At 62.5% G+C, this 26,082-nt stretch carries 30 protein-coding genes and 1 pseudogene; 20 read left to right on the top strand and 11 right to left on the bottom strand.

The window, feature by feature from the left end; translation table 11 throughout:
- Positions 1-280 precede the first annotated feature (280 nt).
- The 6 genes from pnp (at position 281) to AC1DUY_RS07695 (ending at position 6,099) form a co-directional block, all read left to right on the top strand.
- Positions 281-2,428, top strand: a complete 2,148-nt coding sequence (gene pnp, locus AC1DUY_RS07720) for a polyribonucleotide nucleotidyltransferase (RefSeq protein WP_089266441.1) — start codon at positions 281-283, stop codon at positions 2,426-2,428.
- A 170-nt stretch (positions 2,429-2,598) separates the two neighbouring features.
- Positions 2,599-3,051 carry a MarR family winged helix-turn-helix transcriptional regulator gene (locus AC1DUY_RS07715; RefSeq protein ID WP_478113439.1) on the top strand — a complete coding sequence of 151 codons (453 nt, stop codon included), beginning with the start codon at positions 2,599-2,601 and terminating at the stop codon, positions 3,049-3,051.
- Positions 3,052-3,080: 29 nt separating this feature from the next.
- Entirely contained in the window at positions 3,081-3,644 is a 564-nt protein-coding gene (locus AC1DUY_RS07710) for an isochorismatase family protein (RefSeq protein WP_478113437.1), read from the top strand.
- A 1-nt stretch (position 3,645) separates the two neighbouring features.
- A complete protein-coding gene (locus AC1DUY_RS07705; RefSeq protein ID WP_478113435.1) occupies positions 3,646-3,975 on the top strand; it encodes a hypothetical protein in 330 nt (109 codons plus the stop codon).
- Positions 3,972-5,216 carry an MFS transporter gene (locus AC1DUY_RS07700; RefSeq protein ID WP_478113433.1) on the top strand — a complete coding sequence of 415 codons (1,245 nt, stop codon included), beginning with the start codon at positions 3,972-3,974 and terminating at the stop codon, positions 5,214-5,216. Before AC1DUY_RS07705 ends, AC1DUY_RS07700 begins: the two co-directional genes overlap by 4 nt.
- A gap of 136 nt (positions 5,217-5,352) precedes the next feature.
- Entirely contained in the window at positions 5,353-6,099 is a 747-nt protein-coding gene (locus AC1DUY_RS07695) for a superoxide dismutase (RefSeq protein WP_309941256.1), read from the top strand.
- A 167-nt stretch (positions 6,100-6,266) separates the two neighbouring features.
- Here the strand turns inward: AC1DUY_RS07695 and AC1DUY_RS07690 are convergent, their stop codons facing one another.
- Positions 6,267-6,866: a septation protein A gene (locus tag AC1DUY_RS07690; RefSeq protein WP_478114017.1), complete on the bottom strand. Its 600-nt coding sequence runs from the start codon at positions 6,864-6,866 to the stop codon at positions 6,267-6,269.
- Positions 6,867-6,879: 13 nt separating this feature from the next.
- A complete protein-coding gene (gene ftsY / locus AC1DUY_RS07685; RefSeq protein WP_439060311.1) occupies positions 6,880-7,824 on the bottom strand; it encodes a signal recognition particle-docking protein FtsY in 945 nt (314 codons plus the stop codon).
- 163 nt (positions 7,825-7,987) lie between these two features.
- Between ftsY and AC1DUY_RS07680 the strand changes: the two genes are divergently transcribed.
- Positions 7,988-8,623 (top strand): RluA family pseudouridine synthase, encoded by a 636-nt coding sequence (locus AC1DUY_RS07680; RefSeq protein ID WP_439065942.1) that lies wholly within the window; start codon positions 7,988-7,990, stop codon positions 8,621-8,623.
- Between the two features lie 3 nt (positions 8,624-8,626).
- Here the strand turns inward: AC1DUY_RS07680 and dapF are convergent, their stop codons facing one another.
- Positions 8,627-9,499 carry a diaminopimelate epimerase gene (gene dapF, locus AC1DUY_RS07675; protein ID WP_478113431.1) on the bottom strand — a complete coding sequence of 291 codons (873 nt, stop codon included), beginning with the start codon at positions 9,497-9,499 and terminating at the stop codon, positions 8,627-8,629.
- 194 nt (positions 9,500-9,693) lie between these two features.
- Here dapF and AC1DUY_RS07670 point away from each other — a divergent pair, with 194 nt between their 5' ends.
- A complete protein-coding gene (locus AC1DUY_RS07670) occupies positions 9,694-10,434 on the top strand; it encodes a GyrI-like domain-containing protein (RefSeq protein WP_478113429.1) in 741 nt (246 codons plus the stop codon).
- A gap of 70 nt (positions 10,435-10,504) precedes the next feature.
- Positions 10,505-11,218 carry an SIMPL domain-containing protein gene (locus tag AC1DUY_RS07665; protein WP_478113427.1) on the top strand — a complete coding sequence of 238 codons (714 nt, stop codon included), beginning with the start codon at positions 10,505-10,507 and terminating at the stop codon, positions 11,216-11,218.
- Positions 11,219-11,385: 167 nt separating this feature from the next.
- Here the strand turns inward: AC1DUY_RS07665 and AC1DUY_RS07660 are convergent, their stop codons facing one another.
- Together AC1DUY_RS07660 and AC1DUY_RS07655 are read right to left on the bottom strand one after the other, a co-directional pair.
- Entirely contained in the window at positions 11,386-12,450 is a 1,065-nt protein-coding gene (locus AC1DUY_RS07660) for an MBL fold metallo-hydrolase (RefSeq protein WP_478113425.1), read from the bottom strand.
- A 109-nt stretch (positions 12,451-12,559) separates the two neighbouring features.
- A complete protein-coding gene (locus AC1DUY_RS07655; protein ID WP_184512636.1) occupies positions 12,560-13,168 on the bottom strand; it encodes an NAD(P)-dependent oxidoreductase in 609 nt (202 codons plus the stop codon).
- Between the two features lie 105 nt (positions 13,169-13,273).
- Here AC1DUY_RS07655 and AC1DUY_RS07650 point away from each other — a divergent pair, with 105 nt between their 5' ends.
- From AC1DUY_RS07650 to rimM, 4 genes are all read left to right on the top strand, one after another.
- Positions 13,274-13,684 (top strand): winged helix-turn-helix transcriptional regulator, encoded by a 411-nt coding sequence (locus AC1DUY_RS07650; RefSeq protein ID WP_089266461.1) that lies wholly within the window; start codon positions 13,274-13,276, stop codon positions 13,682-13,684.
- Between the two features lie 199 nt (positions 13,685-13,883).
- Positions 13,884-15,401 (top strand): signal recognition particle protein, encoded by a 1,518-nt coding sequence (ffh, locus tag AC1DUY_RS07645; protein ID WP_478113422.1) that lies wholly within the window; start codon positions 13,884-13,886, stop codon positions 15,399-15,401.
- Positions 15,402-15,450: 49 nt separating this feature from the next.
- Positions 15,451-15,783 (top strand): 30S ribosomal protein S16, encoded by a 333-nt coding sequence (rpsP, locus tag AC1DUY_RS07640; protein ID WP_089266465.1) that lies wholly within the window; start codon positions 15,451-15,453, stop codon positions 15,781-15,783.
- Positions 15,784-15,789: 6 nt separating this feature from the next.
- Positions 15,790-16,314, top strand: a complete 525-nt coding sequence (gene rimM / locus AC1DUY_RS07635; RefSeq protein ID WP_478113420.1) for a ribosome maturation factor RimM — start codon at positions 15,790-15,792, stop codon at positions 16,312-16,314.
- Positions 16,315-16,317: 3 nt separating this feature from the next.
- On the opposite strand, the gene AC1DUY_RS07630 is transcribed toward rimM, so the two are convergent.
- Positions 16,318-16,749: a hypothetical protein gene (locus tag AC1DUY_RS07630; protein ID WP_478113418.1), complete on the bottom strand. Its 432-nt coding sequence runs from the start codon at positions 16,747-16,749 to the stop codon at positions 16,318-16,320.
- Between AC1DUY_RS07630 and trmD the strand changes: the two genes are divergently transcribed.
- From trmD to AC1DUY_RS07610, 4 genes are all read left to right on the top strand, one after another.
- On the top strand, positions 16,748-17,506 hold the full coding sequence (gene trmD / locus AC1DUY_RS07625; RefSeq protein ID WP_478113416.1) for a tRNA (guanosine(37)-N1)-methyltransferase TrmD: 759 nt from the start codon (positions 16,748-16,750) through the stop codon (positions 17,504-17,506). The genes AC1DUY_RS07630 and trmD overlap by 2 nt on opposite strands.
- 122 nt (positions 17,507-17,628) lie before the next feature.
- Positions 17,629-18,027 (top strand): 50S ribosomal protein L19, encoded by a 399-nt coding sequence (gene rplS, locus AC1DUY_RS07620; protein WP_441228331.1) that lies wholly within the window; start codon positions 17,629-17,631, stop codon positions 18,025-18,027.
- 354 nt (positions 18,028-18,381) lie between these two features.
- The gene (gene leuC, locus AC1DUY_RS07615; protein WP_478113413.1) at positions 18,382-19,797 is read left to right on the top strand and encodes a 3-isopropylmalate dehydratase large subunit; all 1,416 of its coding nucleotides are present in this window, start codon (positions 18,382-18,384) and stop codon (positions 19,795-19,797) included.
- 88 nt (positions 19,798-19,885) lie between these two features.
- Entirely contained in the window at positions 19,886-21,055 is a 1,170-nt protein-coding gene (locus AC1DUY_RS07610; protein WP_478113411.1) for a winged helix-turn-helix domain-containing protein, read from the top strand.
- Positions 21,056-21,227: 172 nt separating this feature from the next.
- On the opposite strand, the gene AC1DUY_RS07605 is transcribed toward AC1DUY_RS07610, so the two are convergent.
- The 4 genes from AC1DUY_RS07605 to AC1DUY_RS07590 all read right to left on the bottom strand — a co-directional run bounded on the left by AC1DUY_RS07605 (position 21,228) and on the right by AC1DUY_RS07590 (position 23,630).
- Positions 21,228-21,893 carry a hypothetical protein gene (locus AC1DUY_RS07605; protein WP_478113409.1) on the bottom strand — a complete coding sequence of 222 codons (666 nt, stop codon included), beginning with the start codon at positions 21,891-21,893 and terminating at the stop codon, positions 21,228-21,230.
- A 311-nt stretch (positions 21,894-22,204) separates the two neighbouring features.
- Positions 22,205-22,651, bottom strand: a complete 447-nt coding sequence (locus AC1DUY_RS07600; protein ID WP_478113407.1) for a hypothetical protein — start codon at positions 22,649-22,651, stop codon at positions 22,205-22,207.
- Between the two features lie 163 nt (positions 22,652-22,814).
- Positions 22,815-23,105 carry a hypothetical protein gene (locus tag AC1DUY_RS07595; protein WP_478113405.1) on the bottom strand — a complete coding sequence of 97 codons (291 nt, stop codon included), beginning with the start codon at positions 23,103-23,105 and terminating at the stop codon, positions 22,815-22,817.
- A gap of 237 nt (positions 23,106-23,342) precedes the next feature.
- Positions 23,343-23,630 (bottom strand): hypothetical protein, encoded by a 288-nt coding sequence (locus AC1DUY_RS07590; RefSeq protein ID WP_439088556.1) that lies wholly within the window; start codon positions 23,628-23,630, stop codon positions 23,343-23,345.
- Between the two features lie 205 nt (positions 23,631-23,835).
- On the opposite strand from AC1DUY_RS07590, the gene AC1DUY_RS07585 reads away from it, so the two are divergent.
- From AC1DUY_RS07585 to AC1DUY_RS07575, 3 genes are all read left to right on the top strand, one after another.
- Complete coding sequence (locus AC1DUY_RS07585; RefSeq protein WP_478113403.1) at positions 23,836-24,237, top strand: metallopeptidase family protein; 402 nt, start codon at positions 23,836-23,838, stop codon at positions 24,235-24,237.
- A 71-nt stretch (positions 24,238-24,308) separates the two neighbouring features.
- Positions 24,309-24,914 (top strand): 3-isopropylmalate dehydratase small subunit, encoded by a 606-nt coding sequence (leuD, locus tag AC1DUY_RS07580; RefSeq protein ID WP_089266479.1) that lies wholly within the window; start codon positions 24,309-24,311, stop codon positions 24,912-24,914.
- A 21-nt stretch (positions 24,915-24,935) separates the two neighbouring features.
- Positions 24,936-25,727, top strand: a complete 792-nt coding sequence (locus tag AC1DUY_RS07575) for a glycosyltransferase family 32 protein (protein WP_478113401.1) — start codon at positions 24,936-24,938, stop codon at positions 25,725-25,727.
- Between the two features lie 70 nt (positions 25,728-25,797).
- Here the strand turns inward: AC1DUY_RS07575 and AC1DUY_RS07570 are convergent.
- A pseudogene (locus tag AC1DUY_RS07570) lies at positions 25,798-26,004 on the bottom strand (transposase); the annotation flags it as partial.
- Between the last annotated feature and the right edge of the window lie 78 nt (positions 26,005-26,082).

Here is a 26,082-nt window from a genome sequence, read left to right as displayed (position 1 = left end):
GCGGAAGCCATGTGCGGCTTTCGCGATAACGTTCAGAAGCAATCCGGCAACTGGACGATGACGGGCAAGGTGCCCGTCGCGCGGCGCGATCCTCCAAAGATCCCCGCGACCATCGGAAGGATGGACGCCATTCAGAATACCAGAGCCATGGCAGGATCGCCGGACGCTGATTTCGCGACATCGCGAGCAGCCTCTTGCCGTCTTGCGCATGGCTTTTGTGTTTTGGACTTCAGTGTTTTTGGCCGTCACGTCCTCCGTGAACCCATGAAAGAAACCTAAGATGTTTAATGTTCACTCCGTCGAGATCGATTGGGGCGGTCGTCCGCTCAAGCTGGAAACCGGCAAGGTTGCCCGTCAGGCTGACGGCGCCGTCATCGCCACCTATGGCGAGACCGTCGTTATCGCCACCGTCGTCGCCGCGAAGACTGCCAAGGATGGCATCGACTTCCTGCCGCTGACCGTCGACTACATCGAGAAGACCTATGCAGCCGGCCGCATTCCCGGTGGCTACTTCAAGCGCGAAGGTCGTCCGACCGAGAAGGAGACGCTGGTCTCCCGCCTGATCGATCGTCCGATCCGCCCGCTGTTCGTCGATGGCTGGCGCAATGAAACCCAGATCGTCGTTACCGTGCTGTCGCACGACATGGAAAACGATCCGGACATTCTCGCGCTGGTCGCCACCTCGGCTGCCCTGACGATTTCCGGCGCCCCGTTCCAGGGCCCGATCGGTGCAGCCCGCGTCGGCTTCATCAATGATGAATACGTGCTCAACCCGACCCTCGACGAAATGGCCGACACCAATCTCGACCTCGTCGTCGCCGGCACCGGCGATGCCGTGCTGATGGTGGAATCGGAAGCCAAGGAGCTCAACGAAGACGTGATGCTCGGCGCCGTGATGTTCGGTCACCGCCACTTCCAGCCGGTCATCAAGGCGATCATCGAGCTCGCCGAGAAGGCCGCAAAGGAGCCGCGCGAGGTCAAGACCATCGATGACAGCGAAATCGAGAAGGAAATGCTCGGTCTCGTCGAAACCGAGCTGCGCGCTGCTTACGCGATCCCTGTGAAGCAGGACCGCTACGCTGCCGTCGGCGCCGTCAAGGCGAAGGCGATGGCGCACTACTTCCCGGAAGGTCAGGAGCCGAAATACGACAAGCTCCGCATCGCCGGCGTGTTCAAGGAACTGGAATCGAAGATCGTTCGCTGGAACATCCTCGACACCAAGAAGCGCATCGACGGCCGCGACCTGACGACGGTTCGTCCGATCGTCGCCGAAGTCGGCGTGCTGCCGCGCGCCCACGGTTCGGCGCTGTTCACCCGCGGTGAAACCCAGGCGCTGGTCGTGACCACGCTCGGCACCGGTGAAGACGAGCAGTACATCGACTCGCTGTCGGGAACGTACAAAGAGACGTTCCTGCTGCACTACAACTTCCCTCCCTACTCGGTCGGCGAGACCGGTCGTATGGGCGGCACCAAGCGTCGCGAAATCGGCCACGGCAAGCTCGCCTGGCGCGCAATCCATCCGGTTCTGCCGGGTCACCACGAATTCCCGTACACCGTGCGCGTGGTGTCGGAGATCACCGAGTCCAACGGTTCGTCGTCGATGGCATCGGTTTGCGGTGCTTCGCTGGCGCTGATGGATGCGGGCGTTCCGATGAAGCGTCCGACGGCGGGTATCGCCATGGGCCTGATTCTCGAAGGCGCACGCTACGCGGTTCTGTCGGACATCCTGGGTGATGAAGATCACCTCGGCGACATGGACTTCAAGGTGGCTGGTACCGATACCGGCATCACCTCGCTGCAGATGGACATCAAGATCGCCGGTATCACCGAAGAGATCATGAAGGTCGCTCTGGGTCAGGCCAAGGAAGGCCGCATTCACATTCTCGGTGAGATGTCGAAGGCGCTCAACAACGCCCGTGCCGAGCTCGGCGAATACGCACCGCGCATCGAGACCTTCAAGATCGCTACCGACAAGATCCGTGAAGTGATCGGCACCGGCGGCAAGGTGATCCGCGAAATCGTCGAAAAGACCGGCGCCAAGGTCAACATCGAAGACGACGGCACCGTGAAGGTGGCTTCGTCGGATGGTGAGTCGATCAAGGCTGCGATCAAGTGGATCAAGTCGATCGCTTCGGATCCGGAGCTCAACGCGATCTATGAAGGCACCGTGGTCAAGGTCATGGAGTTCGGTGCATTCGTGAACTTCTTCGGCGCCAAGGACGGTCTGGTTCACATCAGCCAGCTCGCCGGCGGCCGCGTGCAGAAGACCTCCGACGTCGTCAAGGAAGGCGACAAGGTCAAGGTCAAGCTGCTCGGCTTCGACGATCGCGGCAAAACGCGTTTGTCGATGAAGGCTGTCGATCAGGAGACCGGTGAAGATCTCGAAGCCAAGCAGAAGGCTGCCGAAGGCGCGACTGCAGCGGAGTAATTTTCGCGACATTGCGAAGTACGAAAGGGCGGCCGAAAGGCCGCCCTTTTTGTTAGGCGCAGCAAGACACCTGCCCCCATCACTGCGAGGTCTGAAATGACACGGCGATGTGATCGACATATATGAAGCTTTCCTTTGTAGTTTTCCTTCGTATCCTGTAATCCGAGGTCATGACGGACCATCACGACAACCCCGAAGATGCCCAGGCACTGGCATTGGCGACCGAGATTCGCGACCTGATCGGTCAGGTGAAGCGCAGATTGCGCGAAAAGGCCGGCATCGGCGACCTGACGATGTCCCAGGTGGCGGTGCTGAGCCGGCTGGATCGCGATGGCCCGGCGACGGTGACCCACCTTGCTCGCGCCGAGGGCGTGCGGCCGCAATCCATGGGCGCCACGGTGGCAGCGCTGGAGACCACCGGGCTGGTCAGCGGCACCCCCGATCCGAATGACGGTCGCCAGACCATTTGGGCGCTCACCCCCGCCTGTAAGGAATGGATCCGTGTCGGTCGCGCCGCCCGTGAGGACTGGCTGTTCCACGCCATCCAGAAAACCCTGACCGCCGTGGAGCAGGATCAGCTCGCCGGCAGCATCGGGTTGCTCAAGCGCATCGTCGAATCCTGATCGCGCCGCCGCATTCAAAGGACAGCCCCATGCCACTCACCACGCTCGATCTGAACACGGCACTTGTTGTCGTCGATCTGCAGCAAGGCATCGTCGCGCTGCCGACGGTGCATCCGATCGGGGACGTCGTGAAACAGACACGTTTGTTGCTCGACGCGTTTCGCGTCCGCGAATTGCCGGTCGTGCTCGTCAACGTGGCCGGCGGTGCGCCGGGCCGCACCGAACAGCCGCGCCGATCGGTGCCGCTTGCCGAGGACTGGACCGATCTCATCCCTGAACTAAATCAGCAACCCCGCGATATCACCGTGACCAAGCATAGCTGGGGCGCGTTCGCCACGACCGATCTCCAACAGCAACTGAAGTCGCGCGGTGTCACGCAAGTCGTCATCGCCGGTGTTGCGACGGGGACCGGTGTCGAAGCCACTGCGCGCCAAGCCTATGAAGCGGGCTTCAACGTCACGCTCGCCGTCGATGCGATGACGGATATGCGCGCCGAAGCGCATGATTGCAGTATCGCCAAAGTCTTCCCCCGTCTCGGTGAGACCGGCACCACGCAGGACGTCATCAACCTGCTCGACAAACGGAGTGCGTGAGATGCTTTGGCTTCATTATCTCGCCTGGTTCTTCGGTGGCGCTTTCCTCATCAATGTGATCCCGCACCTCGTGAGCGGCGTATCCGGCCGGCCGTTTCAAAGTCCGTTCGCGAAGCCGCCGGGCAAGGGACTGTCGTCCTCGACGGTCAACGTGATCTGGGGCTTCGCCAACCTGGTGATCGGCTATCTCCTCGTCGTCCGCGTCGGTGATTTCGATCTGCATTCCACGATCGATGTCACCGCTTTCGGTCTTGGTGCTCTGCTGATGGCAATCTTTACGGCGCGGCTGTTCGGGCGCCTTCACGGCGGCAACACACCGCTCGGTTCATGAGTATATCGGCCACCGGTACGTTCCGCTCGCTGCGCGGTTTCAACTATCGCGTCTGGGCAGGTGGTGCGCTGGTGTCGAATATCGGCTCGTGGATGCAGCGCACCACGCAGGACTGGGTAGTGCTCACGCAACTCACCGACAACAACGCCACCGCGGTTGGCATCGTGATGGCGCTGCAGTTCGGGCCGATGCTTCTGCTGTTGCCGTTCACGGGTTATGCCGCCGATCATCTGGATCGCCGCAAATTGCTGATCGCGACACAGGTGGCGATGGGAGTGCTGGCGCTCGGGCTGGGTCTGCTCCTCATCAGCGGTCACGTGCAGCTCTGGCATGTCTATGTGTTCGCGTTCCTGCTCGGCTGTGTTGCGGCGTTCGATTTTCCGGCCCGGCAGACCTTCGTCTCCGAACTAGTCATCGAGGCCGATCTGTCGAATGCCGTTGCGCTCAACTCTACTTCGTTCAACGCGGCGCGGATGATCGGTCCGGCGGTTGCTGGCCTCCTGATTGCCCATGTCGGCTCCGGCTGGGTGTTCATTCTCAATGCGGCCTCGTTTATGGCGGTGCTTGGCTCCCTCATGCTTCTGCGCGTTGATGAGATGTATCCGGCGCAGCGTGCTGCAGGTGGCCGCGGCAGTCTGGTCGAAGGCTTTCGCTATGTCTGGAAACGGCCGGACCTGAAAGCCATCCTGCTGATGCTGTTCCTGATCGGCACCTTCGGTTTGAACTTTCCGATTTTCATCTCGACCATGTCGGTCACGGCATTTCATGCCGGCGCCGGTCAATATGGCGTCCTGACATCGGTCATGGCGATCGGGTCGGTGATCGGTTCGCTGCTGGCAGCGCGGCGCGACAGGCCGCGCCTCAGTCTTCTGATCGTCGGGGCCGCTGTGTTCAGCGCGGGCTTCGCCCTCGCCGCCGCCATGCCGAATTACTGGTTGTTCGGTCTTACGCTGATCGTGATCGGTATGGCAGCTCAAACCGTGACCACCTCGACAAGCAGCCTGGTACAGCTCTCGACCGAGCCGGCCATGCGCGGTCGCGTGATGGCGATCCTGCTAGCCATTGCACTTGGTGGTACGCCGATCGGTGCGCCGATTGTCGGCTGGGCCGCTGATCGATTCGGTCCGCGCTGGGCGCTAGCCATCGGCGCGATCTCGGGAATGGCTGCGGCCCTGGTCGGCCTGCATTATCTCCTGAAGCGCCGCGACGGCCAACGCAGCGTCCGGCCCGGTGAATCCTGATTCGCCCCATGTGAGACGGTATCTCAGATCTGTGATGTGCTATGTCGCGCTGCGTCACAATGCCCGCACACGAAACTGCCAGAGATGCGGTGCGTATTTGCCAGACGTAGCAGTCCATATTCAAGGGAGAAGCCCCATGTCATCGATGTCCCGACGCCATCTCATGCTCGCTGCGACCGGCATCGCTGCCGCGGCCGTCGCGCCCCGTCTTGCTTTCGCCCAGGCGGCTGCGCCGGCCACCCCTACTGCCGGCAATGCGCCATTCATCCTGCCGCCGCTGACCTATCCGGTCACGGCGTTTGAACCGCATATCGATGCCAAGACGATGGAGATCCATCACGACAGGCATCACGCCGCCTACGTTGCCAACATGAACAATTTTGCCAAGGATACCCCGGTGATCGGCGAGAAGCCGCTGGTCGAGGTGCTCGGCAATCTCAACAGCGTGCCTGACGCGATCCGCACCGGCGTGCGCAACAATCTCGGCGGCCATGCCAACCACACCATGTTCTGGCAGATCATGGGCCCGAATGGCGGCAAGCCGGAAGGCGATGTGCTCGCGGCGATCGATCGCGACCTCGGCGGCCTCGAGAAATTCCAGACCGATTTCAACGCCGCCGGCGGCCGTCAGTTCGGTTCTGGCTGGGTGTTCGTGATCGTCGACAAGGACGGCAAGCTGTCGATCGAGACGCGTCCGAATCAGGACAATCCGATCATGGACGGCAAGCGCGCGCTGATGGGTAACGACGTCTGGGAGCACGCTTATTATCTGACCTACCAGAACCGTCGCGCTGATTATCTCAAGGCGTGGTGGAATACGGTCAACTGGACCAAGGTCGGCGAGCGCTATGCGGCGGCAAAGGCCGGCACGCTGGCGGTGTGATGTTTTCCTTCTCCCCGCTTGCGGGGAGAGGGTGGCGCGGACGAAGTCCGCGACGGGTGAGGGGGAGCTAGCGAGTGAAACACTGGCTCCCCCTCACCCGGATTACTCGCTGCGCTCGCAACCCGACCTCTCCCCGCAAGCGGGGCGAGGTTAAGTAAGAGCCGTTTCTACTTCCTCAGATCGCCTTCGTCCGCCGCGCTCTCCGCGAGCGTAGCCGGCTCGATGCCGTAGCGCTTGATCAGCGGCATCTGCGCCACCGCGAAGACCATGGTCAGCGGGATGACGCCGAACGCCTTGAAGGCCACCCAGAAATCCGTGCTCTGGGTGCGCCAGATCGCTTCGTTCAGAAGCGCCATGGCGAAGAAGAACAGCGCCCAGCGCTTCGTCAGCGCGCGCCAGCCTTCGTGTGTGAGATTGAACATCTGGTCGAACATGATGGCGATGAAGGATCGGCCGAACAACAGGCCGCCGCCGAGGATCGCTGCGAACAGGACATAGATGATGGTCGGCTTGACCTTGATGAAGGTCTCGTCATGCAGCACCAGCGTCAGCGTGCCGAACACCAGCACGATGACGGCGGTGACAAGCGCCATGATCGGCACATGCCTGACCACGACATAGGACGCGATCATCGCCGCAACGATGGCCACCATGAAGGCGCCGGTGGCGACGAACAGGTTGAACTTGGCATTGGCGACGAAGAACACGATCAGCGGACCGAGCTCGGTGGCGAGCTTGAATAGCGGGTGCGGCTGCTTCTTGTCGATCACGTCAGTCATATCAGCTTTCAATTCCTGCAATCGCCTGCGCGAAATCCCTGGCGGTGAATGGCGCGAGATCGTCGATGCCTTCGCCAACGCCGATGAAATGCACCGGCAGTTTGTACTTTTCCGACAGTGCCACGAGGATGCCGCCGCGCGCGGTGCCGTCGAGCTTGGTCATCACAAGGCCGGTGACGCCAGCCGTACGATGAAACGCCTCGACTTGCGACAGCGCGTTTTGTCCCACTGTGGCGTCGAGGACCAGCAGTACCGCATGCGGCGCTGTGGCATCGACCTTCTTGATCACGCGCACGACCTTCTCAAGCTCGACCATCAGTTCGGTCTTGTTCTGCAGCCGACCGGCGGTGTCGATCAGCAGCACGTCGCGATTGTCGTCGCGGGCCGCGGTGACGGCGGTGAAGGCGAGGCTCGCGGAATCCGAACCCTGCGCGCCGGCGATGACCGGCACCTTGTTGCGTTCGCCCCAGACCTTGAGCTGCTCGATGGCTGCCGCGCGAAACGTATCGCCGGCGGCGAGCATCACCTTGCGGCCTTCGGCGGAGAAGGTGGACGCCAGTTTGCCGATGGTGGTGGTCTTGCCGGAACCGTTGACGCCGACCACGAGGATCACGAACGGCTTGTGCGAAGTATCGATCACCAACGGCTTGGCGACCGCCGAGAGCACCTTCTCGACCTCGGTGGCCACAACGGTTTTGACCTCGTCGGCCGAGATCGCCTTGTCGTAGCGGCCATGGCCGACAGCGGCGGAAATCCGCGCCGCCACTTCGGTACCCAGATCGGCGCGCAGCAGCACGTCCTCGATGTCCTCGAGCATGGCGCGGTCGAGCTTGCGCTTGGTCACGAGGTCGGCGACCGCGGTGCCAAGGGCGCTCGAGGTGCGCTTCAACCCGCCGGAGAGCCGTCGCCACCAGCTCAGTTTTGGCGTTTCGGGAGTGTCGCTCATGTCGGGGGTGTGTTAGCCGTTTCGCGCCATGATTCAAAGTATGACCAGTGAAAGTGACGAAGACGTAAGCTTGGAGGCCGAGCCCCGGCTGGAACCCCGCACCGATGCGGTGGAGCTGACCGAGACCGAGATTCTGGCGCGGGTGCTGCACCGTGACGGCCTGATGCTGGTAATCGACAAGCCCGCCGGCCTGCCGGTGCATCGCGGCCCCAAGGGCGGCGCCAATCTGGAAACTTCGTTCGAATTCCTGCGCTATGGCCTGCCGCGTGCGCCGGTTCTGGCGCATCGGCTGGACAGGGATACGTCGGGCTGCCTGGTGCTCGGCCGGCACCGCAAGGCGACTGCGTCGCTGGGCCTCCTGTTCAAGCACAGCCGTATCCGCAAAACCTATTGGGCGGTGGTCGAGGGCGGGCCTGCCGAAGATTCGGGCGTGATCGACATGCCGCTCGGGCGGCTCAATGCCGACCGGGGCTGGTGGATGAAGCCGGATCCCGAGGGGCTTAAGGCCGTCTCGAACTTCACGGTGCTCGGCCGTGGCGGTGGCATGAGCTGGCTGGCGCTGGAGCCGGTGACGGGTCGCACGCATCAGCTCCGCGTGCACTCTGCGTCATCCGGATTTCCGATTGTCGGCGACAATATCTACGGCAACGGGCCACGCTTCGGCGAGCCGACACTGCATCTGCATGCCCGCGAGATCGTGATTCCGATTTCGCGCAACAAGGACCCGATTCGTGTAGTCGCACCGGCCCCGCCGCATCTGCATGAGCGGCTGAAGGAGTGCGGCTGGAACGGGGAATAGGGCTTACGCGACCGAAGCGAACAGCTTCGGATCGAACGTGCCTTCATATTCAAACGCGGCCGGCCCCGTCATCAGCACGTGGTCGTCGCTCTCGCGCCATTCGATGGTGAGTTCACCGCCAGGCAGTGTCATATGCACAGTGCGATTGGTCCGGCGCAGGCGAGCGGCGGCAACAGCGGTTGCGCAAGCCGCGGAGCCACAAGCCTTGGTGAGTCCGGCGCCGCGCTCCCAGGTGCGCATCACGATGTGATCGCGATCGACGATATGGGCCAGCGTGATATTGGCGCGGTCCGGGAAAATCGGGTGGTTTTCTAAGAGCGGGCCGAACTTTTCGAGATCATAGGCCTGGATGTCGTCGACCCAGAAGATCGCATGCGGGTTGCCCATCGAGACGACTGATGGGGTGTGCAGGATGGGCGCGTCGATCGGGCCGATCTGCAGCTCAATGCCGCGGGTGTCACGAAACTCCTCCGCCAGCGGAATGTCCTGCCAGCCGAACTTAGGCGTGCCCATGTCCACCGTGTAAAGGTCAGGCGCGGGGCCTTGCCAGCAATTGATCAGGCCGGCCTTGGTCTCGAATGTGAGTGCCGTCTTGTCGCCGCCGGCAAACGTCTGCCGCGCCACGCAGCGCATGCCGTTGCCGCAGGCGCCGGCTTCGGAGCCGTCATTGTTGTAGATCGAGACGAAGGCGTCGGTGCCGGCCAGCCGGGGCTTCTGCAGCACCATCAACTGGTCATAGGGCACGCCTTCGGGGGTGGCCACAGCGCGGGCGTCGGCAGGCGTGATACCGGATGTCGTATCGCGCAGGTCGATCACGACGATCTCGTTGCCGATGCCGTTCATCTTGGCGAAGGAATGGTTGGCCAGTGCGCTCATGTCGTGTCCCGTTATCCCTGCCTTATATGGCGAGGCCGGGCAGATTGGCCAGTGCGGCGATTCTGTGTCGGTTGTTTTGAATGGCCCTGCGCAATTTGGGGAGGGGACGAAAGCTGCGGCTGCGTGTTACCATGATGCCGTATCGCGCATGTTGCCGGACGCTGCGCTGCAGGATGTCACTGGAGACCCTTCGAATGACCCGTTCTCGCCTGTCCCGCCTCGCCACTGCGGCGCTGATCCCGGCAGCCGCGCTGACGCTGAACGCCGCGGCTTGGGCGCAATCTCCGCCTGCCACGCCGCCAGCGGCAAGCTCCCCGGCCACCCCGCCCGCGCCGGCGACACCAGCTCCGGCGGCAACGGCTCCCGCCACACCCGCTCCCGCCACACCGGAGACGCCGGCCCCCGCCGCGCCGGCAACGCCGCCCGCCGCGGCGCAGGCCCCTGCAACGCCACCCGCGCCTCAGGTCCAGGTTGCCGATCCGTTCGGCGAGGAAATCACGCTGTCGCCGAAGCAGATGGTGACGTTCGTCGGCAAGGCGAATTGGGACTCAGCCTTCGATACGCTGATGGATGCGTTCAAGCAGATCACCACCGTGCTCGACAAACAGAGCGTCAAATCATCCGGCAATCCGATGATCGTCTATACGACCACCGACGACACCGGCTTCACCTTCCTCGCGGAAATCCCGGTCGATCAGGAGGTGAAAAATCTGCCGAAGGCGATGAAGATGGGCCTGTCGCCGGATGGCAAGGCGCTGAAGTTCGTCCATCGCGGCTCCTACGACAATATGGACAACACCTATGAGGCGATCACCAATCACCTCGATGACAAGAAGCTAGAGGCGAAAGACACCTTCATCGAGGAATACATGACCGATCCCTTGAAGACGGCGGAAGACAAGCTGGTCATTAATGTCTATGTGCCGCTGAAGTAGTAGAAGCGACGGCCGGCGATAACGAATCTCTGGTCACAAGAAAGCCTTGGACGGTCGCGAGAGATCGGGCATGAAAAATCATCTGACTCTGGCCGTTGTCGGCATTGCGCTCATCGCCACTCCTGCGCTCGCGCAGGTCAATCCCCCGCCGGTGATTTCCGTCTCCGGCGAAGGCACCGTGTCGGTGCCGCCAGATCTCGCTGTCGTCGATGGCGGTGTCACGACTGATGCCAAGACGGCACGCGAGGCGGCAGAGGCCAACAATGCCGCGATGGCCAAGGTGCTTGCGGCCCTGAAGAGCGCCGGCATTGCCGAGAAGGACATGCAGACATCGCGGCTGTCGCTGTTTCCGCAGTATGCGCAGCAGACCCGTCCCAATCCCAATCCTGGCCCCAATGTCATCTCGGGCTATCGCGCCAGCAACCGCGTCACCATCCGGGTGCGCGACGTGACCAAGGTGGCCGGCACGATCGACGCGCTGGTGTCGTCGGGTGCCAATGAGGTCGGCGGCATCAATTTCATGGTGACCAAGGCGTCGCAATTGCTCGACGATGCGCGCAGCGACGCGATCGCGGATGCGCGGCGCAAGGCGGAAATTTACGCCAAGGCTGCCGGCGTCAAGCTCGGCGCGCCGATCAGCATTTCCGAGGACTCCGGCAGCGCGCCAGCGCCAATGATGTTGCGCAAGATGGGCGCCGATGTGGCATCGGCTCCGGTGGCGCAAGGCGAGGAAGTGCTGCGCGTGAATGTCAGCGTGAGCTGGGAAATCAAGCCGGCGCAGTAACTACAAACTCGGTCATGGCCGGGCAAAGCGCGAAGCGCGGCTTCGCCAGATGTCCCGGCCATCCATGCCTTAGTCTTCAGTCTTCGCTAAAGACCTGGATGCCCGGCACATCTAGCGAAGCTCGCTTCGCGTTGGTCGGGCATGACGACTGAGAGTTCGTGCTCTCCTTAAATCTCCACCACCTGTCCCGGCTTAAGCGCCATAAACTTCTCACTGGGTAATTCCGCCGCGCTGCATGCGGCAGCCAATCCTTTCACCGGTCCGTCAATCGCCTCATCGGTGAGCTGGAATGTGCTGTGATGGCTGGCCAGCGCCTGCTGCGCTCCGCAATCGCTAAGGGCCTTCACGGCGTCTTCCGGATTCATGTGCTGGTCCTTCATGAACCAGCGTGGCTCATAGGCACCGATCGGCAGGATAGCGAGTCTGATAGCACCATGGGCTTCGCGCACGCGGCGGAAGTGCAGGCCGTCGCCATAGCCGCTGTCGCCGATGATGTAGATCTTGCCCGCCGGCGTCTCCAGCACGAAGCTCGCCCACAGCGACTTGTTGCGGTCGAACAGGCCGCGCGCCGTCCAGTGCCGCGTCGGCACCAGCGTAACGGCGAGGCCGTTGCCGAGCTCGACGCGATCTGTCCAGTCATAGGCCTCGGCCTTGATCGTGCTGTCGGCGCTCTTCATGGTGATGTCATTGCCAAGCGGCGTGATCACGCGCGGCGCAAATTTCGCTGATAGCTTCGACAGGGTCGGAAGATCGAGATGGTCGTAGTGACCGTGCGACACCAGCACGACATCGATCTTGGGGAGCTTGTCGAACGCGATGCCGGGTGCGGTGTGGCGCTTCGGGCCGGCGAACGAGAATGGCGAGACACGGTCAGACCACACCGGGTCGAACAGGATGTTGATTCCCGCGGTCTGGATCAGCCAGCTCGCGTGACCCACGTAACTAAAGCGAACGCCCGTACCCTCGACCTTGGCCGGCGGCGTATCGGCAAACTCGTTCTCGACCCAGTCAGGCCAGACCTCGCGCGTACGGCCGCCGCCGAATTGCCACCGCAGCACTTCGCCGAGTGACTTGGGCGGCACGCCGTCGGGATCGAAGAAGATCTTGCCGTCGAAGTGATCGGAGACGGGGCCGTCATAATTGGTCATGCGGGAAGCCCAGAAGGCCGACAGCCCAGCGGCTGCGGCGAGACCGCCCAGCGACGTCAGAAGGCGGCGGCGGGTGAGAATCATGGAGCTGGATCAAATCCGGTGGGACGACGAGCTGCGCCCAACGAGGCGCAGCCCGCATCACATGGAATTTGTCAGTGGATTCCGCAACCCGCGCCGATCCTTTGTTCGCTCAGTAGCCGACGGTGAACCGCTTGCGCGCATGCGCAGGCGTCTCGATCTCGTCGGCCATGGCGATGGCATAATCCTCAAAGGAAATGCTGCTGCCCTTGTCGTTGGCGAGCAGTTGATCGCCGCCAAGCCGGAATGTCCCGGTGCGCTCGCCCGGGATGAACAGGGCCGAGGGCGACAGGAAGGTCCAGTTGAGCTCCTTGTCGTGGCGCAGGATGTCGAGGAACAGGCCGCCCACCGCGGCCTCGGCCCGGTATTCCGCCGGAAATCCCGGGGTCTCGATCAGCTTCAGGCCGGGAGCGACTTCGAGGCTGCCGGCGCCGCCGACCACCAGATAGCGCGGAACGCCCGCCGCCTTCACGGCCGCGATCAGCTTGTGCGGGTCGCTGACGAGGAAATGGATCGCGCTGACGGCGACGTCGTGGCCCTTCAGGGCGGCAGTGAGACCGGCAACATCGTTGGCGTCGGCCTTCAGTGGCGTCACCCCGGCCAGAACAGGGGCTTTCTCCGGGTTGCGGGCGATGGCGGTGACGGTATGACCGCGGCGGGACAGTTCAGCGACAATTTGCGAGCCGGCGCGGCCGGTGGCGCCGATCAGGGCGATTTTCATTTGATATCTCCATGTAGTAACCAATAGAAACTTGCTATTCATTTCGGCAGTAGCTGTGAAGAAGGCACTTTTGCGTTAGCTGGTTACCCCGAGGAGACCGCCGCCATGCAGACCGATATCGAAAGCGCCGCCCAGCGCTGGAAAGCCGGCAACGTCTATGCGAGCAGCTGCCCAACCCGGCTGGTTCTGGACCGGATCGCCGATAAATGGGCGGTTCTGGTGCTGGGCCTGCTCACGGACGGCCCCGTTCGCTTCAACCAGCTGCGGCGGCAGATCGAGGGAATCTCGCAGAAAATGCTGTCGCAGACCCTGAAAAGCCTGGAGCGCGATGGCCTGGTGAGCCGCAAGGCGATCCCCACCGTGCCGGTCACGGTCGAATATGCGATCACTCCGCTCGGACGAACCCTGTCGGATACCGTCGATGCGCTGCGGGTCTGGGCTGAAAACCATATGGGCCAGGTGCTTGAGGCACAGCAGCACTATGATGCCGGCGGAACCCGGAGCGCGGCCGCCTGACCAGGCGATCGCCCTGCAAACCTTGACTTATCGGGCTCCAGCACTGTAAATCCCGCCACTTCTCGAAAAGTTCTCTTTTCGACCCGCCGACCGGTCCTGGAGACCGGAGGTCAACGCCCGACAGCGCGATGCGCCCTCGGGCGCAAAAGTGTTTGGTTATTTGCCATCATGGGGATGGCACGAGCGGAAGCGACAATCGATGTTCGACAGTCTGTCGGAACGGCTTGGCGGAATTCTCGATCGGCTCACCGGGCGCGGTGCGCTGTCGGAGGCTGATGTCGATGCCGCCATGCGCGAAGTCCGCCGGGCGCTGCTCGAGGCCGACGTCTCGCTCGACGTGGTCCGCAGCTTCATCGATCGTGTCCGTGAACAGGCCATCGGCGCCACCGTCGTCAAGTCGGTCACCCCCGGCCAGATGGTCGTCAAGATCGTCCATGACGAGCTGGTCGCCACGCTCGGCGCCGACGGTGAAGGCGGCATCGATCTGCAAGCCGTGCCACCCGTCGCCATCATGATGGTCGGTCTGCAGGGTTCCGGTAAAACCACCACCACTGCAAAGCTCGCCCGCCGTCTCACCCAGCGCGACAAGCGCAAGGTGCTGATGGCCTCGCTCGACGTCTATCGTCCGGCCGCCATGGAACAGCTCGCGGTGCTCGGCCGCGATCTCGACATTCAGACGTTGCCGATCGTCGAAGGCCAGAAGCCCGCTGAGATCGCCAAGCGCGCGCTGTCGGCCGCCAAGCTTGGCGGTTACGACGTCGTGCTGCTCGACACTGCCGGCCGCACCACGCTCGACGAAGAGATGATGTCGGAAGCGATCGAGATCAAAGCGATTGCTAACCCGCACGAAGTGCTGCTGATCGCGGACGCGCTGACCGGTCAGGACGCCGTCAATCTTGCACGCTCCTTCAACGAACGCGTCGGCCTCACCGGTATCGCGCTGACCCGTGTGGACGGCGATGGCCGCGGCGGTGCTGCACTCTCGATGCGTGCGGTCACCGGCAAGCCGATCAAACTGATCGGCACCGGTGAAAAGACCGATGCGCTGGAAGACTTCCATCCGAGCCGCATCGCCGGCCGCATTCTCGGCATGGGCGACGTGGTGTCGCTGGTCGAGCGCGCTGCTGCGAATATCGATGCGGAAAAAGCTGCGCGCACCGCCGAGCGCATGCGCAAGGGTCAGTTCGATCTGACCGACATGCGTGAGCAGCTGATCCAGATGACCAATATGGGCGGTCTCTCCGGCCTGATGGGCATGATGCCCGGCATTGCCAAGATGAAGAACCAGATCGCCTCTGCCGGTCTCGATGACCGCGTGGTGAAGCGCCAGATCGCGGTTATTGATTCAATGACGCGTCAGGAGCGCAAGAATCCCGACATCCTCAAGGCCAGCCGCAAGAAGCGTATCGCTGCCGGCGCCGGCCTCAAGGTCGAGGAAGTCAACAAGGTGCTGAAGATGCACCGGAACATGGCCGACATGATGAAGGCCATGGGCTCCGGCAAGCGCGGCCCGATGGCCGGCATCGCGCAGGCCATGGGCTTCGGTGGCGGCGGCATGCCGTCGCCCGAACAGATGAAGGCGATGGCCGAGAAGATGCCGGGCGGGATGCCGCAGGGTATGCCGTCATTGCCGAAAGATTTCCCGGGCCTGTCGGGCCTGGGCAAACCGACGCTGCCGGGACTCGGCGGCTTTCCCGGTCTCGGGAAAAAGAAATAACGCGACCCATTCAACTCACATTCAAATCGAACACACTTAGGAGAATCCCATGTCCGTCGTTATCCGCCTCGCTCGTGCAGGCACCAAGAAGCGCCCCGTCTATCACGTCGTCGTCGCCGACTCGCGTTTTCCCCGCGATGGCCGCTTCATCGAGCGTCTCGGTTACTTCAATCCGCTGCTCGCCAAGGACAACGAGCTGCGCTTGAAGCTCGACCTCGACAAGACCAAGGCCTGGATCGCCAAGGGCGCACAGCCGTCGGATCGCGTTGCTCGTTTCCTCGATGCCGCTGGCGTTCAGAAGCGCGAAGCCCGCAACAATCCCGAGAAGGCCGTGCCGCGCAAGGAGCGCAAGGCCAACGCTGAAGCCGCCGCCAAGAAGTAAGGCGGAATGACCTCCGCGCAAATCTGCGTCGCGCGCATCGGCGCGCCGCATGGTGTGCGCGGTCAGGTCCGGCTGTGGACCTTCACCGAAGATCCATTCGCCGTGTGCGACTACGGTCCGCTTGCCACCAAGGACGGCAAGCGGAGTTTCGAGGTCGATGATGTGCGCGAGGCCAAGGGTCATCTGGTCGCGACGCTGAAAGGCGTCGCCACCCGCGAAGACGCCGAGCGTCTCAATGGCGTCGAGCTCTATGTGGCGCGCGACGCGCTGCCCGACACCGAAGACGATGAATATTACCACGCCGACCTGATCGGCCTCGCTGCGGTCAATGCCGCGGGCGATGCGATCGGCCGTGTCGTCGGTATCCATAATTTCGGCGCCGGCGATATCATCGAGATCGCGCCGCTAGAGGGCGCGACCCTGCTGTTGCCGTTCACCAATGCGGTGGTGCCAACGGTCGATATCAAGGCCGGCAAGGTCGTGATCGAATTGCCCGGTGAGATCATCGGCGACGATCCCACCGCGGCGTAAGGTTTACGCTTTCAACGCCTCCGCTATCGTTGTTGCGAACGGCGTCGTCTTCCGCCCGATCAGCTTACTCAGCGTATGGCTGTCATCGAACAGCGCGCCGTCGGCTGCCGTCGTGTTTGACGTCGCGATCAGATCCGCGAGTTCTTCCGGAAGGCCCGCATTGAGCATGATGGCCTTGAATTCGGCTTCCGGCAGACGAACGTATGGGACTGTTTTGTCGCTCTGCTTTCGGTCGAATATCGGCTGTCGCCGCTGGGACAATCGGCCCTCGGGCCGCTGGCCGGCCTGATCGACTGGGCTGAGCGCAGCTTTGCGGAGATCAAGGCCGCTCGCGCCGCCTTCGATGCCGGTGACACCAGCGAGCAGATGTCGGCGGCCTGACGCGGCTATCACCGGGGTTTGACGCCTCGCGCCGGACGCGCGATGGAAGGCCATGACTTCCGATCCTTCATCCGCGCCATGGCGCGCGACGGTGCTGACGCTGTTTCCCGAGATGTTTCCGGGCCCGCTCGGCATCAGCCTTGCCGGCAAGGCGCTGGCTTCCGGCCTGTGGGCGCTGGAGGCACGGGACATCCGCGCCTCGGCCACCGACAAGCATCGCAGCGTCGATGACACGCCTGCCGGCGGCGGACCGGGCATGGTGCTGCGGGCTGACGTGCTGGGGGCGGCGATTGATGCGGCGGATGCGCAGGATCGCCCCAGGCTGGTGATGAGCCCGCGCGGTCGGCCATTGACCCAGGCGCGGGTGGCGGAGCTGGCGGCCGGGCCGGGGCCGCTGATCGTCTGCGGCCGCTTCGAGGGCATCGACCAGCGGGTCATCGACGCCCGGGCGCTCGAGGAAGTCTCGATCGGCGACTACGTGCTGTCCGGCGGCGAAATCGCCGCCATGACGCTGATTGATGCCTGTGTGCGGCTTTTGCCGGGGGTCATGGGCAAACTGGCTTCGGGGACCGACGAGAGTTTCTCCGATGGGCTACTGGAATACCCGCAATATACCCGCCCGCAGGTTTTCGAGGGCAGCCCCATCCCGGATGTCCTGATTTCGGGCGACCACGCCAGGGTTGCCAAATGGCGGCTGGCCGAGGCGGAGGCGCTGACCGCGGCGCGGCGGCCCGATTTGTGGGCGGCCCGTCCGAAAGCGCCAGAATCAGGCAAAAAGCGAAAACCGCCAAAAATCACGACGGGCGAGTGACAGAGACGGGTGACAACGGCTTCGCTTTCCCGTATAGCAGCGCCAAATCCGTGCAATGGCAGGGTAAGAGTTTCGAGCGCAGCCCGCGCAACGTCTGGGCGCGCCGCCGATGGAGATTTTCGATGAACCTGATTCAGACGCTTGAAAAAGAGCAGTTCGACCGCCTTTCCGCCACCAAGTCGATCCCGGAATTCGGTCCCGGCGACACCCTCATCGTCAACGTGAAGGTTGTCGAAGGCGAGCGCTCCCGCGTGCAGGCCTATGAAGGCGTCTGCATCGGCCGTAACGGCGGTGGCATCAATGAGAGCTTCACCGTTCGCAAGATCTCCTACGGCGAAGGTGTCGAGCGCGTGTTCCCGCTGCTCTCCCCGATGATCGACTCGATCAAGGTTGTGCGTCGCGGCAAGGTGCGTCGCGCCAAGCTGTATTACCTGCGCGATCTGCGCGGCAAGTCGGCCCGCATCGTCGAGAAGAAGACCGAGCGTCCGGCCAAGGTCGCTGCTGCGGCTGCTGCCAAGTAATTTTCCGCACCATCGAATGTGCGAGGCGAAAAGCGCGGCGCAAGCCGCGCTTTTTTGTTACGTGAAGACTGCATACCTCCGTCGCATTGGCGTCGTGATCGCTGAGTGCTATATGACTGGAATGTTTCTAGACCTGCACCAGCACTCTTTGCGCATCGTCATCGACGATCATAGTCGGCTGCCCGGTCGCTTCTTCGGTCGCTTCACCACGTCGATCGTGGGCGCGCTTAGAAGCGCGTGAGCAATCTCACGCGTTTCTTTTCCCGTTTCTCAGTTGTGCGCTTTGCGCCGCCGATGCGGCAGATCATTTAGCAGCACGCAACTGGCCCACGTTTTCTTTTGAGGCCTGATCTCATGACTGACTCTGCAAAGCCGACCACCCTGTACGACAAGATCTGGAACGACCATCTGGTCGAGGAAGCCGCTGACGGCACCTGCCTGCTCTATATCGATCGCCATCTGGTGCACGAAGTGACGAGCCCGCAGGCGTTCGAAGGCCTGCGCGCCGCCGGCCGCCGTGTGCATGCGCCGGAGAAGACGCTCGCCGTCGTCGATCACAACGTGCCGACCACCGATCGCACACAGCCCAATCCCGATCCGGAAAGCACCGAGCAAATCGCAACGCTGGCCGAGAACGTGCGCGAATTCGGCATCGAATATTACAACGAGTTCGACAAGCGCCAGGGCATCGTCCACGTCATCGGTCCCGAGCAGGGTTTTACGCTGCCGGGCACGACGATCGTTTGCGGTGACAGCCACACCTCGACGCACGGCGCATTCGGCGCGCTGGCGCATGGCATTGGCACGTCGGAAGTCGAGCACGTGCTGGCGACGCAGACGCTGATCCAGAAGAAGGCGAAGAACATGCGCGCTACCGTCGACGGCAAATTGCCCGACGGCGTCACCGGCAAGGACATCATCCTGGCCATCATCGGCGAGATAGGCACCGCCGGCGGCACCGGCTATGTGCTGGAATATGCCGGCGAGGCGATCCGTGCGCTGTCGATGGAAGGCCGCATGACGGTCTGCAACATGTCGATCGAAGGCGGCGCCCGTGCCGGCCTGATCGCGCCCGACGAGAAGGCCTATGAATTCCTGAAAGGTCGCCCGATGTCGCCGAAAGGCGAGATGTGGGAACAGGCCGTGCGCTACTGGGAAACACTGCGCTCCGACGAAGGCGCGCATTTCGATCACGAGATTCGTCTCGATGCGGCGAAGCTGCCGCCGATCGTCACCTGGGGCACGTCGCCCGAGGACGTCATCTCGATCACCGGCAAGGTGCCGAATCCCGCTGACATCGCCGATGAAGCCAAGCGCCTCTCCAAGGAGCGCGCGCTGGCCTATATGGGTTTGACCGCGGGCACCAAGATCACCGACATCAAGCTGGATCGTGTGTTCATCGGCTCCTGCACCAATGGCCGCATCGAGGACTTGCGCGCCGCGGCCAAGGTCGTCGACGGCAAGACCGTCAATGGTCATGTCTCGGCGATGATCGTGCCGGGCTCGGGTCTGGTGAAGGAACAGGCGGAAGCCGAAGGTCTCGACAAGATCTTCCTGAAGGCCGGCTTCGAATGGCGCGAGCCGGGTTGCTCCATGTGCCTGGCGATGAACCCCGACAAGCTGGCGCCGGAAGAACGCTGCGCTGCCACCTCGAACCGCAACTTCGAGGGTCGTCAGGGCCATAAGGGCCGCACCCATCTGGTGTCGCCGGCGATGGCGGCTGCGGCTGCGATCGCGGGGCACTTCGTCGATATCCGCGAGTGGTATTAATTTAGCTGCACGGGGCGACGCATCCTCGGTAAGATCGACGGCCTGCTGATGCAGGTCGTCTTTCTATGAGCTTCGCAATTTGTCACGCATGCCTCGCGCACCCGTCAAACCGATCGCACTGACCAACACGACGGCCCGCCGCATCTGGTTGCGCGCGCAGCGGCTCGATACGCGGGCGCCGTTCGGTGATGGCGCGGAGGCCGTGAAGGCCGCGGTCCAGCATCTCGGCTATGTGCAGATCGACACCATCAATGTGATCGAGCGCAGTCACCATCACATCCTGTTCTCACGGATCCCGAACTACAAACGCGCCGATCTCAGGCAAGCGCAGACGCACGACAAGAGCGTGTTCGAATACTGGACCCACGCGCTCGCTTACGTGCCGACCGATGACATCGGTTTCTTCGTGCCGGACATGAAATATTATCGCCGTGAGGGCCATGGCTGGTTCGCTTCGGTGACGCCGGCGGACAAGCGCAAGGTCATGCGGCTGGCCAGGGCCGGCCCGTTGTCGATCCGCGATATCGATGACGATGTGCTGCGCGAGAAGGATCATGAATGGGCCAGCCGCAAGCCGTCAAAGCGGGCGCTGCAGCTCGCGTTTTATGAGGGGCATCTCACGATCTCCGAACGGCAGGGCATGCTGAAGACCTATGATCTTCTGCTGCGGCATTTCGGTTGGGAGACGCTGCCGAAAGCGGCGAGCGCCACGGAGAAATTCGCCTATCTGCTGAACCGCGCGCTGCGGTCGCAGGGCATCGTCAGTCTGGACTCGATCTGCCACCTGGATGCACCGAGCAAGGCCGGCATACGCAAGCTGATTGAAGCGCGGGTACGCAAGGGTGAGTTGGTGGCCGTCGCGCTTGATGGCGCCGGCAAGCAGGAACACTGGACGACGCCCGCGGCGATCGAGGACCCTAGCACGGGCGAGGCCGGGCTGGTCCATGTGCTGTCACCGTTCGATCCTCTCGTGATCCAGCGCAAGCGCACGAATCTGTTCTTCGGGCATGACCATCGCTTCGAGGCCTATGTGCCGAAGGAAAAACGCCAGCTCGGCTACTTCGCACTGCCGGTGCTGGTGGATGATCAGATCGTTGCAGCGGTTGATCTCAAGACCGATCGGCAGAAGCGCAAATTGCTGATGCAGCAATGGAGCTGGGTCGGTGATGGTGCGAAGTCGAAAACGCCGCGCAAGGAATGGAAGCGCCGCATCGAGGAAGAGCTCGGGCGGTTCGAGGCGTTTCAGCTCGGGCAGTGAGCTCCGGCGCGTGCACTACACTCCGTCGTCATCCGCGGCCTTGACCAGCGGATCCACGTCTTGGCAACAAGCAAAGACGTGGATGGCCGGGACATCCAGCGAAGCCGCGCTTCGCGCTATGCCCGGCCATGATGGAGTGTGTGGAGAGTCGCTTCAGTCAACCCGATCCATCTCACCAATAAATATTGAAGCGATGGTAATGCCGCCGGTGGTGCCAGTGGCGGTGATGCCAGGGGCGATAGCGGCAGATCTTGCGTGGGCCGTAATAGGTCCAGACGATCCGGCAGAAACGACGCGGCTGGTAGTAGCGTGGCCCGTAATAGTAGCTCGGCGCATAGGCGTAATAGTGCGGCCGGAAATGGCGGCGATAGCCGTAATGGCGCGCGCCGTAGTAGCGTGTCGGCGCATAATAAGGGCGCCGGGCGATCAATGGCGCCGCGTATCGATAGCCACCGCCATGGAACGCGGGGCCACGCCGGAAACCGCCGCCGACAAAGGCCGGGCCCGGACGGAAACCGCCTCCGCCACGGAATGCCGGCGCTGCGGCTCGGAAGCCTCCACCGCCACCGCCACCTCCACCCCGAAACGCCGGCATGCCGCCGCCACGAAATCCGCCGCCGCCTCCGCCATGAAAGGCGTGACCGCCGCCACCGCCGCGGAAACCGCCACCGCCACCGCCGCCGCGTCCACCGCGATGCTGGACCTGCGTGAGCAGCGCGTCGCTCGCCTGCTTGGCTGCGGGTGCCGCGCCGGGATTGATCAGCGAGACTGCCCGTGCCGATGGCGTCAGCGATATCATCATCGCTGCGGCGGCAGCCACGCCGAGTGAGCGCGTCATGAATTGTCTGATCGCAAAACCTCGATCGGCATTCAGGACAGGTTGTCGATTCTGAACATCTCTCATCGGAAACATCCTCCCTCGATCGGCGCATGGGACATCGATCGCGCAAACCTAACAGTGCAGGTCCTCGCTTGCGCGAACGGTGCGTTTGCGCATGGTCGTGTCACGTGAATTGTCGCGCCTTGACCGAAAATTAAGGATGTCGATCTGAACGCGTCATGAATGACGCAGGCGGAAGCCGCGCGGCGCGCACAAAAAGACAGGCGCCGCAAAGGGCGCCTGTCGACGTCGTTTAATAATGTCGGAAATTACCAGCGGCCGAAGCTGAAGCCGACGCTGAGAGGGCCTCCGCCGAAGCCGACGCCCGGGCCGTAACCATAGGCGCCGTAGGGACGATAGCCGCCGTAATAGCCGTAGGGCCGGTAGCCGTATCCGCCGTAGTAAGCAGGGCGATAGGCATAGGGGCGTCCGTAATAGGCCGGGCCGTAATAGGAGCGGTACGGGCGATAGCCGTATCCGTAGCCATAGCGCGGGCCGTAATAGCCGCGATATCCGTAGTGCCGGTGGCCGAAGTGATGATGGCGGTGGTGAAAGTGACGATGGCGCCGCTGCGCGCTGAAGTCCGTCGCCTTGGCCTTGTTGTCTGCCGCAGCCTTTTGAGGCGTCTGTGCGTCAGCCATTGCGGGCGCGCTGGTCAATGCGCCACCGAGTGAAAGTGTTGCAGCCAGCATGGCTGCGCCTACCCAGTTCTTCATGATTTTTCCTTGCCTCGATCGCTTTCCATCGATCGTCTTTCGTCGCCTTCACCCCATAACGCATATAGCTGCAACGATTTCCCGCGACAGACCGACGCGGTCAACATCTCGTCAAAGAAAACAGGCGCGCTTGCGCACGCCTGTTTGGACTTTAGAGGGAGTCTCAGTAGCGCCAGCCGTGACGACGCACGTGATGCGGCCGGTGCCAGCCGTGATGGCGGCGGATGTGATGCGGACGATGCCAACCGTGGTGACGCCGCATGCCGTGATGCCCGCGATAGCCGCGATTGTGGTGATGACGATACTGCACCTCAGTCGTCAGCTTCTCACCGCCTTGCACGGACGATACGATGCCCGGGCTGTTCAGCGAGACTGCATTTGCCTGCTGCGTCGGCGCTGCGACGAACAGCAATCCTGCGATGGCGGCTAGGCCAAAAAATTTCTTCACGTTCACGTGTTCTCTCCTGAGTCTGCTGCGTTCATGTCGAGATGCAGCTTCACGAATGGATCATCGCCCATGTGCATGACGCTAGGGCGCAGGAGGTGAACGCGATGTGAATATGCTCGGTGCGATATGTCGCAGGGTTTTGTGACGCATCGCTGGAACGAAAGTCAGCGCATGCGACCGCCATCTCCGCAGTTGCAAAGTTTCGGCCCGACGTCATTGAAAATTAAAGTATGAAGTGTCGGCTCAGCCGCGGCGCCAGTAGCAGTTCATGCGCGGCACGATCACGGTGCCGCTCGGGCGATATTCCTGCACCAGATTGGCGGTGCAATCGCGCACGGCATTCGGGCCGGGATTGTAGCTGGGATAGACACCGCGTTCGTCCGGTGTGCGATAGATGCGAACGCGCGGACGGGCACGGCGAGGTTGAACGCTGTCGTCGGATTGGGCGACCTGCGTGGCCGTCTGTGCCTGTGCGACGCCAACCATCGGCAACGCGCCGAGCGCAACCGCCAATCCCAGTGCCGCCATCATGATCCGCATTTTAACGCCCCAAACCGCCATGGGCATGATCCCGAAAAGTAAATGCCGGTTTTCGCCGACAAACGGGTTCGTTTGTCGAGGGATCATGCTTCAAACAACGCCGCAAAGTCTCTGATTGACGCCCGTCCGTCAACCGCTGGTGAACGCACTGCACCGGCGCATTGCCATGTCACGGGAATTGGCTAGACAGGGAAACATGTGGCACCAGGCAAAAGCTCCCGATCTCGCGGAAATGGAGGACATGACCCATGCCATGCTGGCCCTCCTGCCGGAGGATTTCCGCAGGCTCTGCGCGGGCGTGATCATCCGGGTCGACGATTTCCCGACCGATGAGGTGCTGGAGGAGATGCAGGCCGAGACCGAATTCGATCTGCTGGGCCTGTTCCAGGGTGTCGGCCTGCCATTCCAGAGCCAGGACAATACCGGGCAGTTGCCCAACATGATCTGGCTGTATCGCCGGCCGATCCTGGATTACTGGGCCGAACACGACGAAACCCTCGGCCATATCGTCCGCCACGTGCTGATCCACGAGATCGGCCACCATTTCGGCCTGTCGGATGCCGATATGGAGGCGATCGAGGCTGGCGTCGCCGATTAGCCCTGCATAAATCACCCTTGGACGGGCCGCCCGATCGGGCTAAAACGCCCGCTCAATCCGAGGATATGTTCATGGACAAGTTCACCACGCTGGAAGGCGTCGCGGCGCCGCTGAAGATCATCAATGTCGATACCGACATGATCATCCCGAAGCAGTATCTGAAGACCATCAAGCGTACCGGTCTCGGCAAGGGTTTGTTCTCGGAAGCGCGCTACCTCGATGACGGCAGCGAGAACCCGGATTTCGTGCTCAACAAGCCGGCCTACCGCAATGCCAAAATCATGGTGGCCGGCGATAATTTCGGCTGCGGTTCGTCGCGCGAACACGCGCCGTGGGCGCTGCTGGATTTCGGCATCCGCTGCGTGATCTCGACCTCGTTCGGCGACATTTTCTACAACAACTGCTTCAAGAACGGTGTGCTGCCGATCCGCGTCTCGCAGAAGGATCTCGACGCGCTGTTCGACGATGCCGAGCGCGGCGCCAATGCGACGATCACCATCGATCTGCCGAACCAGGAAATTCGAGGCCCCGACGGCGGCACGGTGAAATTCGAAATCGATCCGTTCCGCAAGCACTGCCTGCTCAACGGTCTCGACGATATCGGCTTGACGATGGAGAAGAAGGCCTCCATCGACAGCTACGAAGAGAAGCTCAAGACCGCGCGCGCCTGGGCCTGATCTCACTTCGGAAGGTGACGCGTGATTCCTGACGTCGTCACCTTTTGGGAGGGCCCGCTCGATGCGCTGCGCAGGCTGTGCCTGAGATCGCAGGTCGAGGCCGGCCACCGCGTCACGCTCTACAGTTTTGCACCGATCACCGATCTGCCTGATGGCGTGAGCAATGCCGATGCGGAAGCCGTGCTGCCGCGGGCTTTCGCCGAGCGGCTGCGCCCATCAGCTCCCGATGGCGCGTGGGTTGGCTGGACCCCACTGCAGTTCAGCGATTTCTTTCGCATCCGGCTGATGGCCGAAGGTCTCGGCCTCTGGCTCGACGCGGATGTGTTGCTGCTGAAGTCGATCGAGATCGATCCGGCAAAACCTTATTTCGCCTGGGAGAAGCGACGTCAGCTCGGCAATTCGGTGCTGTATCTGCCGCCTGACGATCCGATCGTCGCGGCGTTCGAGGCGCTGATCAAGCAGGACGAATTGACGCCCGACTGGATGTCACTGCGTCACCGGCTGGCTTTTACGTGGCGCAAGCTGCGCGACAGGTCGAAGCGCGCGAGCGACGTCCGCGTCGCGATCTTCGGCCCGGCATCGCTGACGGCGCTGGCGAAGCGCCATGGCGCGCAGCATCACGCGCTGCCGCGGAAGTCGTATTATGCGGTTCATGCCGAGCCGAAGCTGTTCTTCGAACCATCGGACTTTGCGGGGCTGATTGGCGATCCCGAAATATTGGGCTTCCACATCTCGCCGAAGGGGCGCGGGAAAGACGCGCCGATGCCGGGAAGCTTTTATGCGTGGGCGACGGAGCACCTTGGGAAGGCTTAGCGGACTCGCGCGAACCTCTCCATTGTCGTCCCCGCGAAGGCGGGGAGGTGGATTCACACTCGAAGTGCAACAGCTGTCGAGCAAAGAGCTCGGCGGGGGTATGCCAGTCAAGGCACTTTCGGGGTGTGCTGTTGTAAGCCAGCACGGCATCGGCAAGATCCTGGGAGGTGAGCGTAGCTAGATCTGTCTTGCGCGGAATCCGGCGGCGCATGCGACCGATGGTATTCTCGACGCCACCTTTCTGCCAAGGGGCGTAGGGATCGCAGAAAAACGTCTGCCGGCGGCGCATGCGACCGATGGTATTCTCGACGCCACCTTTCTGCCAAGGGGCGTAGGGATCGCAGAAAAACGTCTG

Source organism: Tardiphaga sp. P4_G1, from assembly GCF_056401215.1.
This window is presented reverse-complemented; position numbering and strand designations above follow the sequence as displayed.

What these genes read in the sequence shown, in the direction of transcription:
- pnp (WP_089266441.1), top strand. Translation starts at nt 281, where the DNA reads ATGTTTAATGTTCACTCCGTCGAGATCGATTGGGGCGGTCGTCCGCTC.
- AC1DUY_RS07715 (WP_478113439.1), top strand. Translation starts at nt 2,599, where the DNA reads ATGACGGACCATCACGACAACCCCGAAGATGCCCAGGCACTGGCATTG.
- AC1DUY_RS07710 (WP_478113437.1), top strand. Translation starts at nt 3,081, where the DNA reads ATGCCACTCACCACGCTCGATCTGAACACGGCACTTGTTGTCGTCGAT.
- AC1DUY_RS07705 (WP_478113435.1), top strand. Translation starts at nt 3,646, where the DNA reads ATGCTTTGGCTTCATTATCTCGCCTGGTTCTTCGGTGGCGCTTTCCTC.
- AC1DUY_RS07700 (WP_478113433.1), top strand. Translation starts at nt 3,972, where the DNA reads ATGAGTATATCGGCCACCGGTACGTTCCGCTCGCTGCGCGGTTTCAAC.
- AC1DUY_RS07695 (WP_309941256.1), top strand. Translation starts at nt 5,353, where the DNA reads ATGTCATCGATGTCCCGACGCCATCTCATGCTCGCTGCGACCGGCATC.
- ftsY (WP_439060311.1), bottom strand. Translation starts at nt 7,824, where the DNA reads ATGAGCGACACTCCCGAAACGCCAAAACTGAGCTGGTGGCGACGGCTC.
- AC1DUY_RS07680 (WP_439065942.1), top strand. Translation starts at nt 7,988, where the DNA reads ATGCTGGTAATCGACAAGCCCGCCGGCCTGCCGGTGCATCGCGGCCCC.
- dapF (WP_478113431.1), bottom strand. Translation starts at nt 9,499, where the DNA reads ATGAGCGCACTGGCCAACCATTCCTTCGCCAAGATGAACGGCATCGGC.
- AC1DUY_RS07670 (WP_478113429.1), top strand. Translation starts at nt 9,694, where the DNA reads ATGACCCGTTCTCGCCTGTCCCGCCTCGCCACTGCGGCGCTGATCCCG.
- AC1DUY_RS07665 (WP_478113427.1), top strand. Translation starts at nt 10,505, where the DNA reads ATGAAAAATCATCTGACTCTGGCCGTTGTCGGCATTGCGCTCATCGCC.
- AC1DUY_RS07660 (WP_478113425.1), bottom strand. Translation starts at nt 12,450, where the DNA reads ATGATTCTCACCCGCCGCCGCCTTCTGACGTCGCTGGGCGGTCTCGCC.
- AC1DUY_RS07655 (WP_184512636.1), bottom strand. Translation starts at nt 13,168, where the DNA reads ATGAAAATCGCCCTGATCGGCGCCACCGGCCGCGCCGGCTCGCAAATT.
- AC1DUY_RS07650 (WP_089266461.1), top strand. Translation starts at nt 13,274, where the DNA reads ATGCAGACCGATATCGAAAGCGCCGCCCAGCGCTGGAAAGCCGGCAAC.
- ffh (WP_478113422.1), top strand. Translation starts at nt 13,884, where the DNA reads ATGTTCGACAGTCTGTCGGAACGGCTTGGCGGAATTCTCGATCGGCTC.
- rpsP (WP_089266465.1), top strand. Translation starts at nt 15,451, where the DNA reads ATGTCCGTCGTTATCCGCCTCGCTCGTGCAGGCACCAAGAAGCGCCCC.
- rimM (WP_478113420.1), top strand. Translation starts at nt 15,790, where the DNA reads ATGACCTCCGCGCAAATCTGCGTCGCGCGCATCGGCGCGCCGCATGGT.
- trmD (WP_478113416.1), top strand. Translation starts at nt 16,748, where the DNA reads ATGACTTCCGATCCTTCATCCGCGCCATGGCGCGCGACGGTGCTGACG.
- AC1DUY_RS07630 (WP_478113418.1), bottom strand. Translation starts at nt 16,749, where the DNA reads ATGGCCTTCCATCGCGCGTCCGGCGCGAGGCGTCAAACCCCGGTGATA.
- rplS (WP_441228331.1), top strand. Translation starts at nt 17,629, where the DNA reads ATGAACCTGATTCAGACGCTTGAAAAAGAGCAGTTCGACCGCCTTTCC.
- leuC (WP_478113413.1), top strand. Translation starts at nt 18,382, where the DNA reads ATGACTGACTCTGCAAAGCCGACCACCCTGTACGACAAGATCTGGAAC.
- AC1DUY_RS07610 (WP_478113411.1), top strand. Translation starts at nt 19,886, where the DNA reads ATGCCTCGCGCACCCGTCAAACCGATCGCACTGACCAACACGACGGCC.
- AC1DUY_RS07605 (WP_478113409.1), bottom strand. Translation starts at nt 21,893, where the DNA reads ATGACGCGCTCACTCGGCGTGGCTGCCGCCGCAGCGATGATGATATCG.
- AC1DUY_RS07600 (WP_478113407.1), bottom strand. Translation starts at nt 22,651, where the DNA reads ATGAAGAACTGGGTAGGCGCAGCCATGCTGGCTGCAACACTTTCACTC.
- AC1DUY_RS07590 (WP_439088556.1), bottom strand. Translation starts at nt 23,630, where the DNA reads ATGATGGCGGCACTGGGATTGGCGGTTGCGCTCGGCGCGTTGCCGATG.
- AC1DUY_RS07585 (WP_478113403.1), top strand. Translation starts at nt 23,836, where the DNA reads ATGTGGCACCAGGCAAAAGCTCCCGATCTCGCGGAAATGGAGGACATG.
- leuD (WP_089266479.1), top strand. Translation starts at nt 24,309, where the DNA reads ATGGACAAGTTCACCACGCTGGAAGGCGTCGCGGCGCCGCTGAAGATC.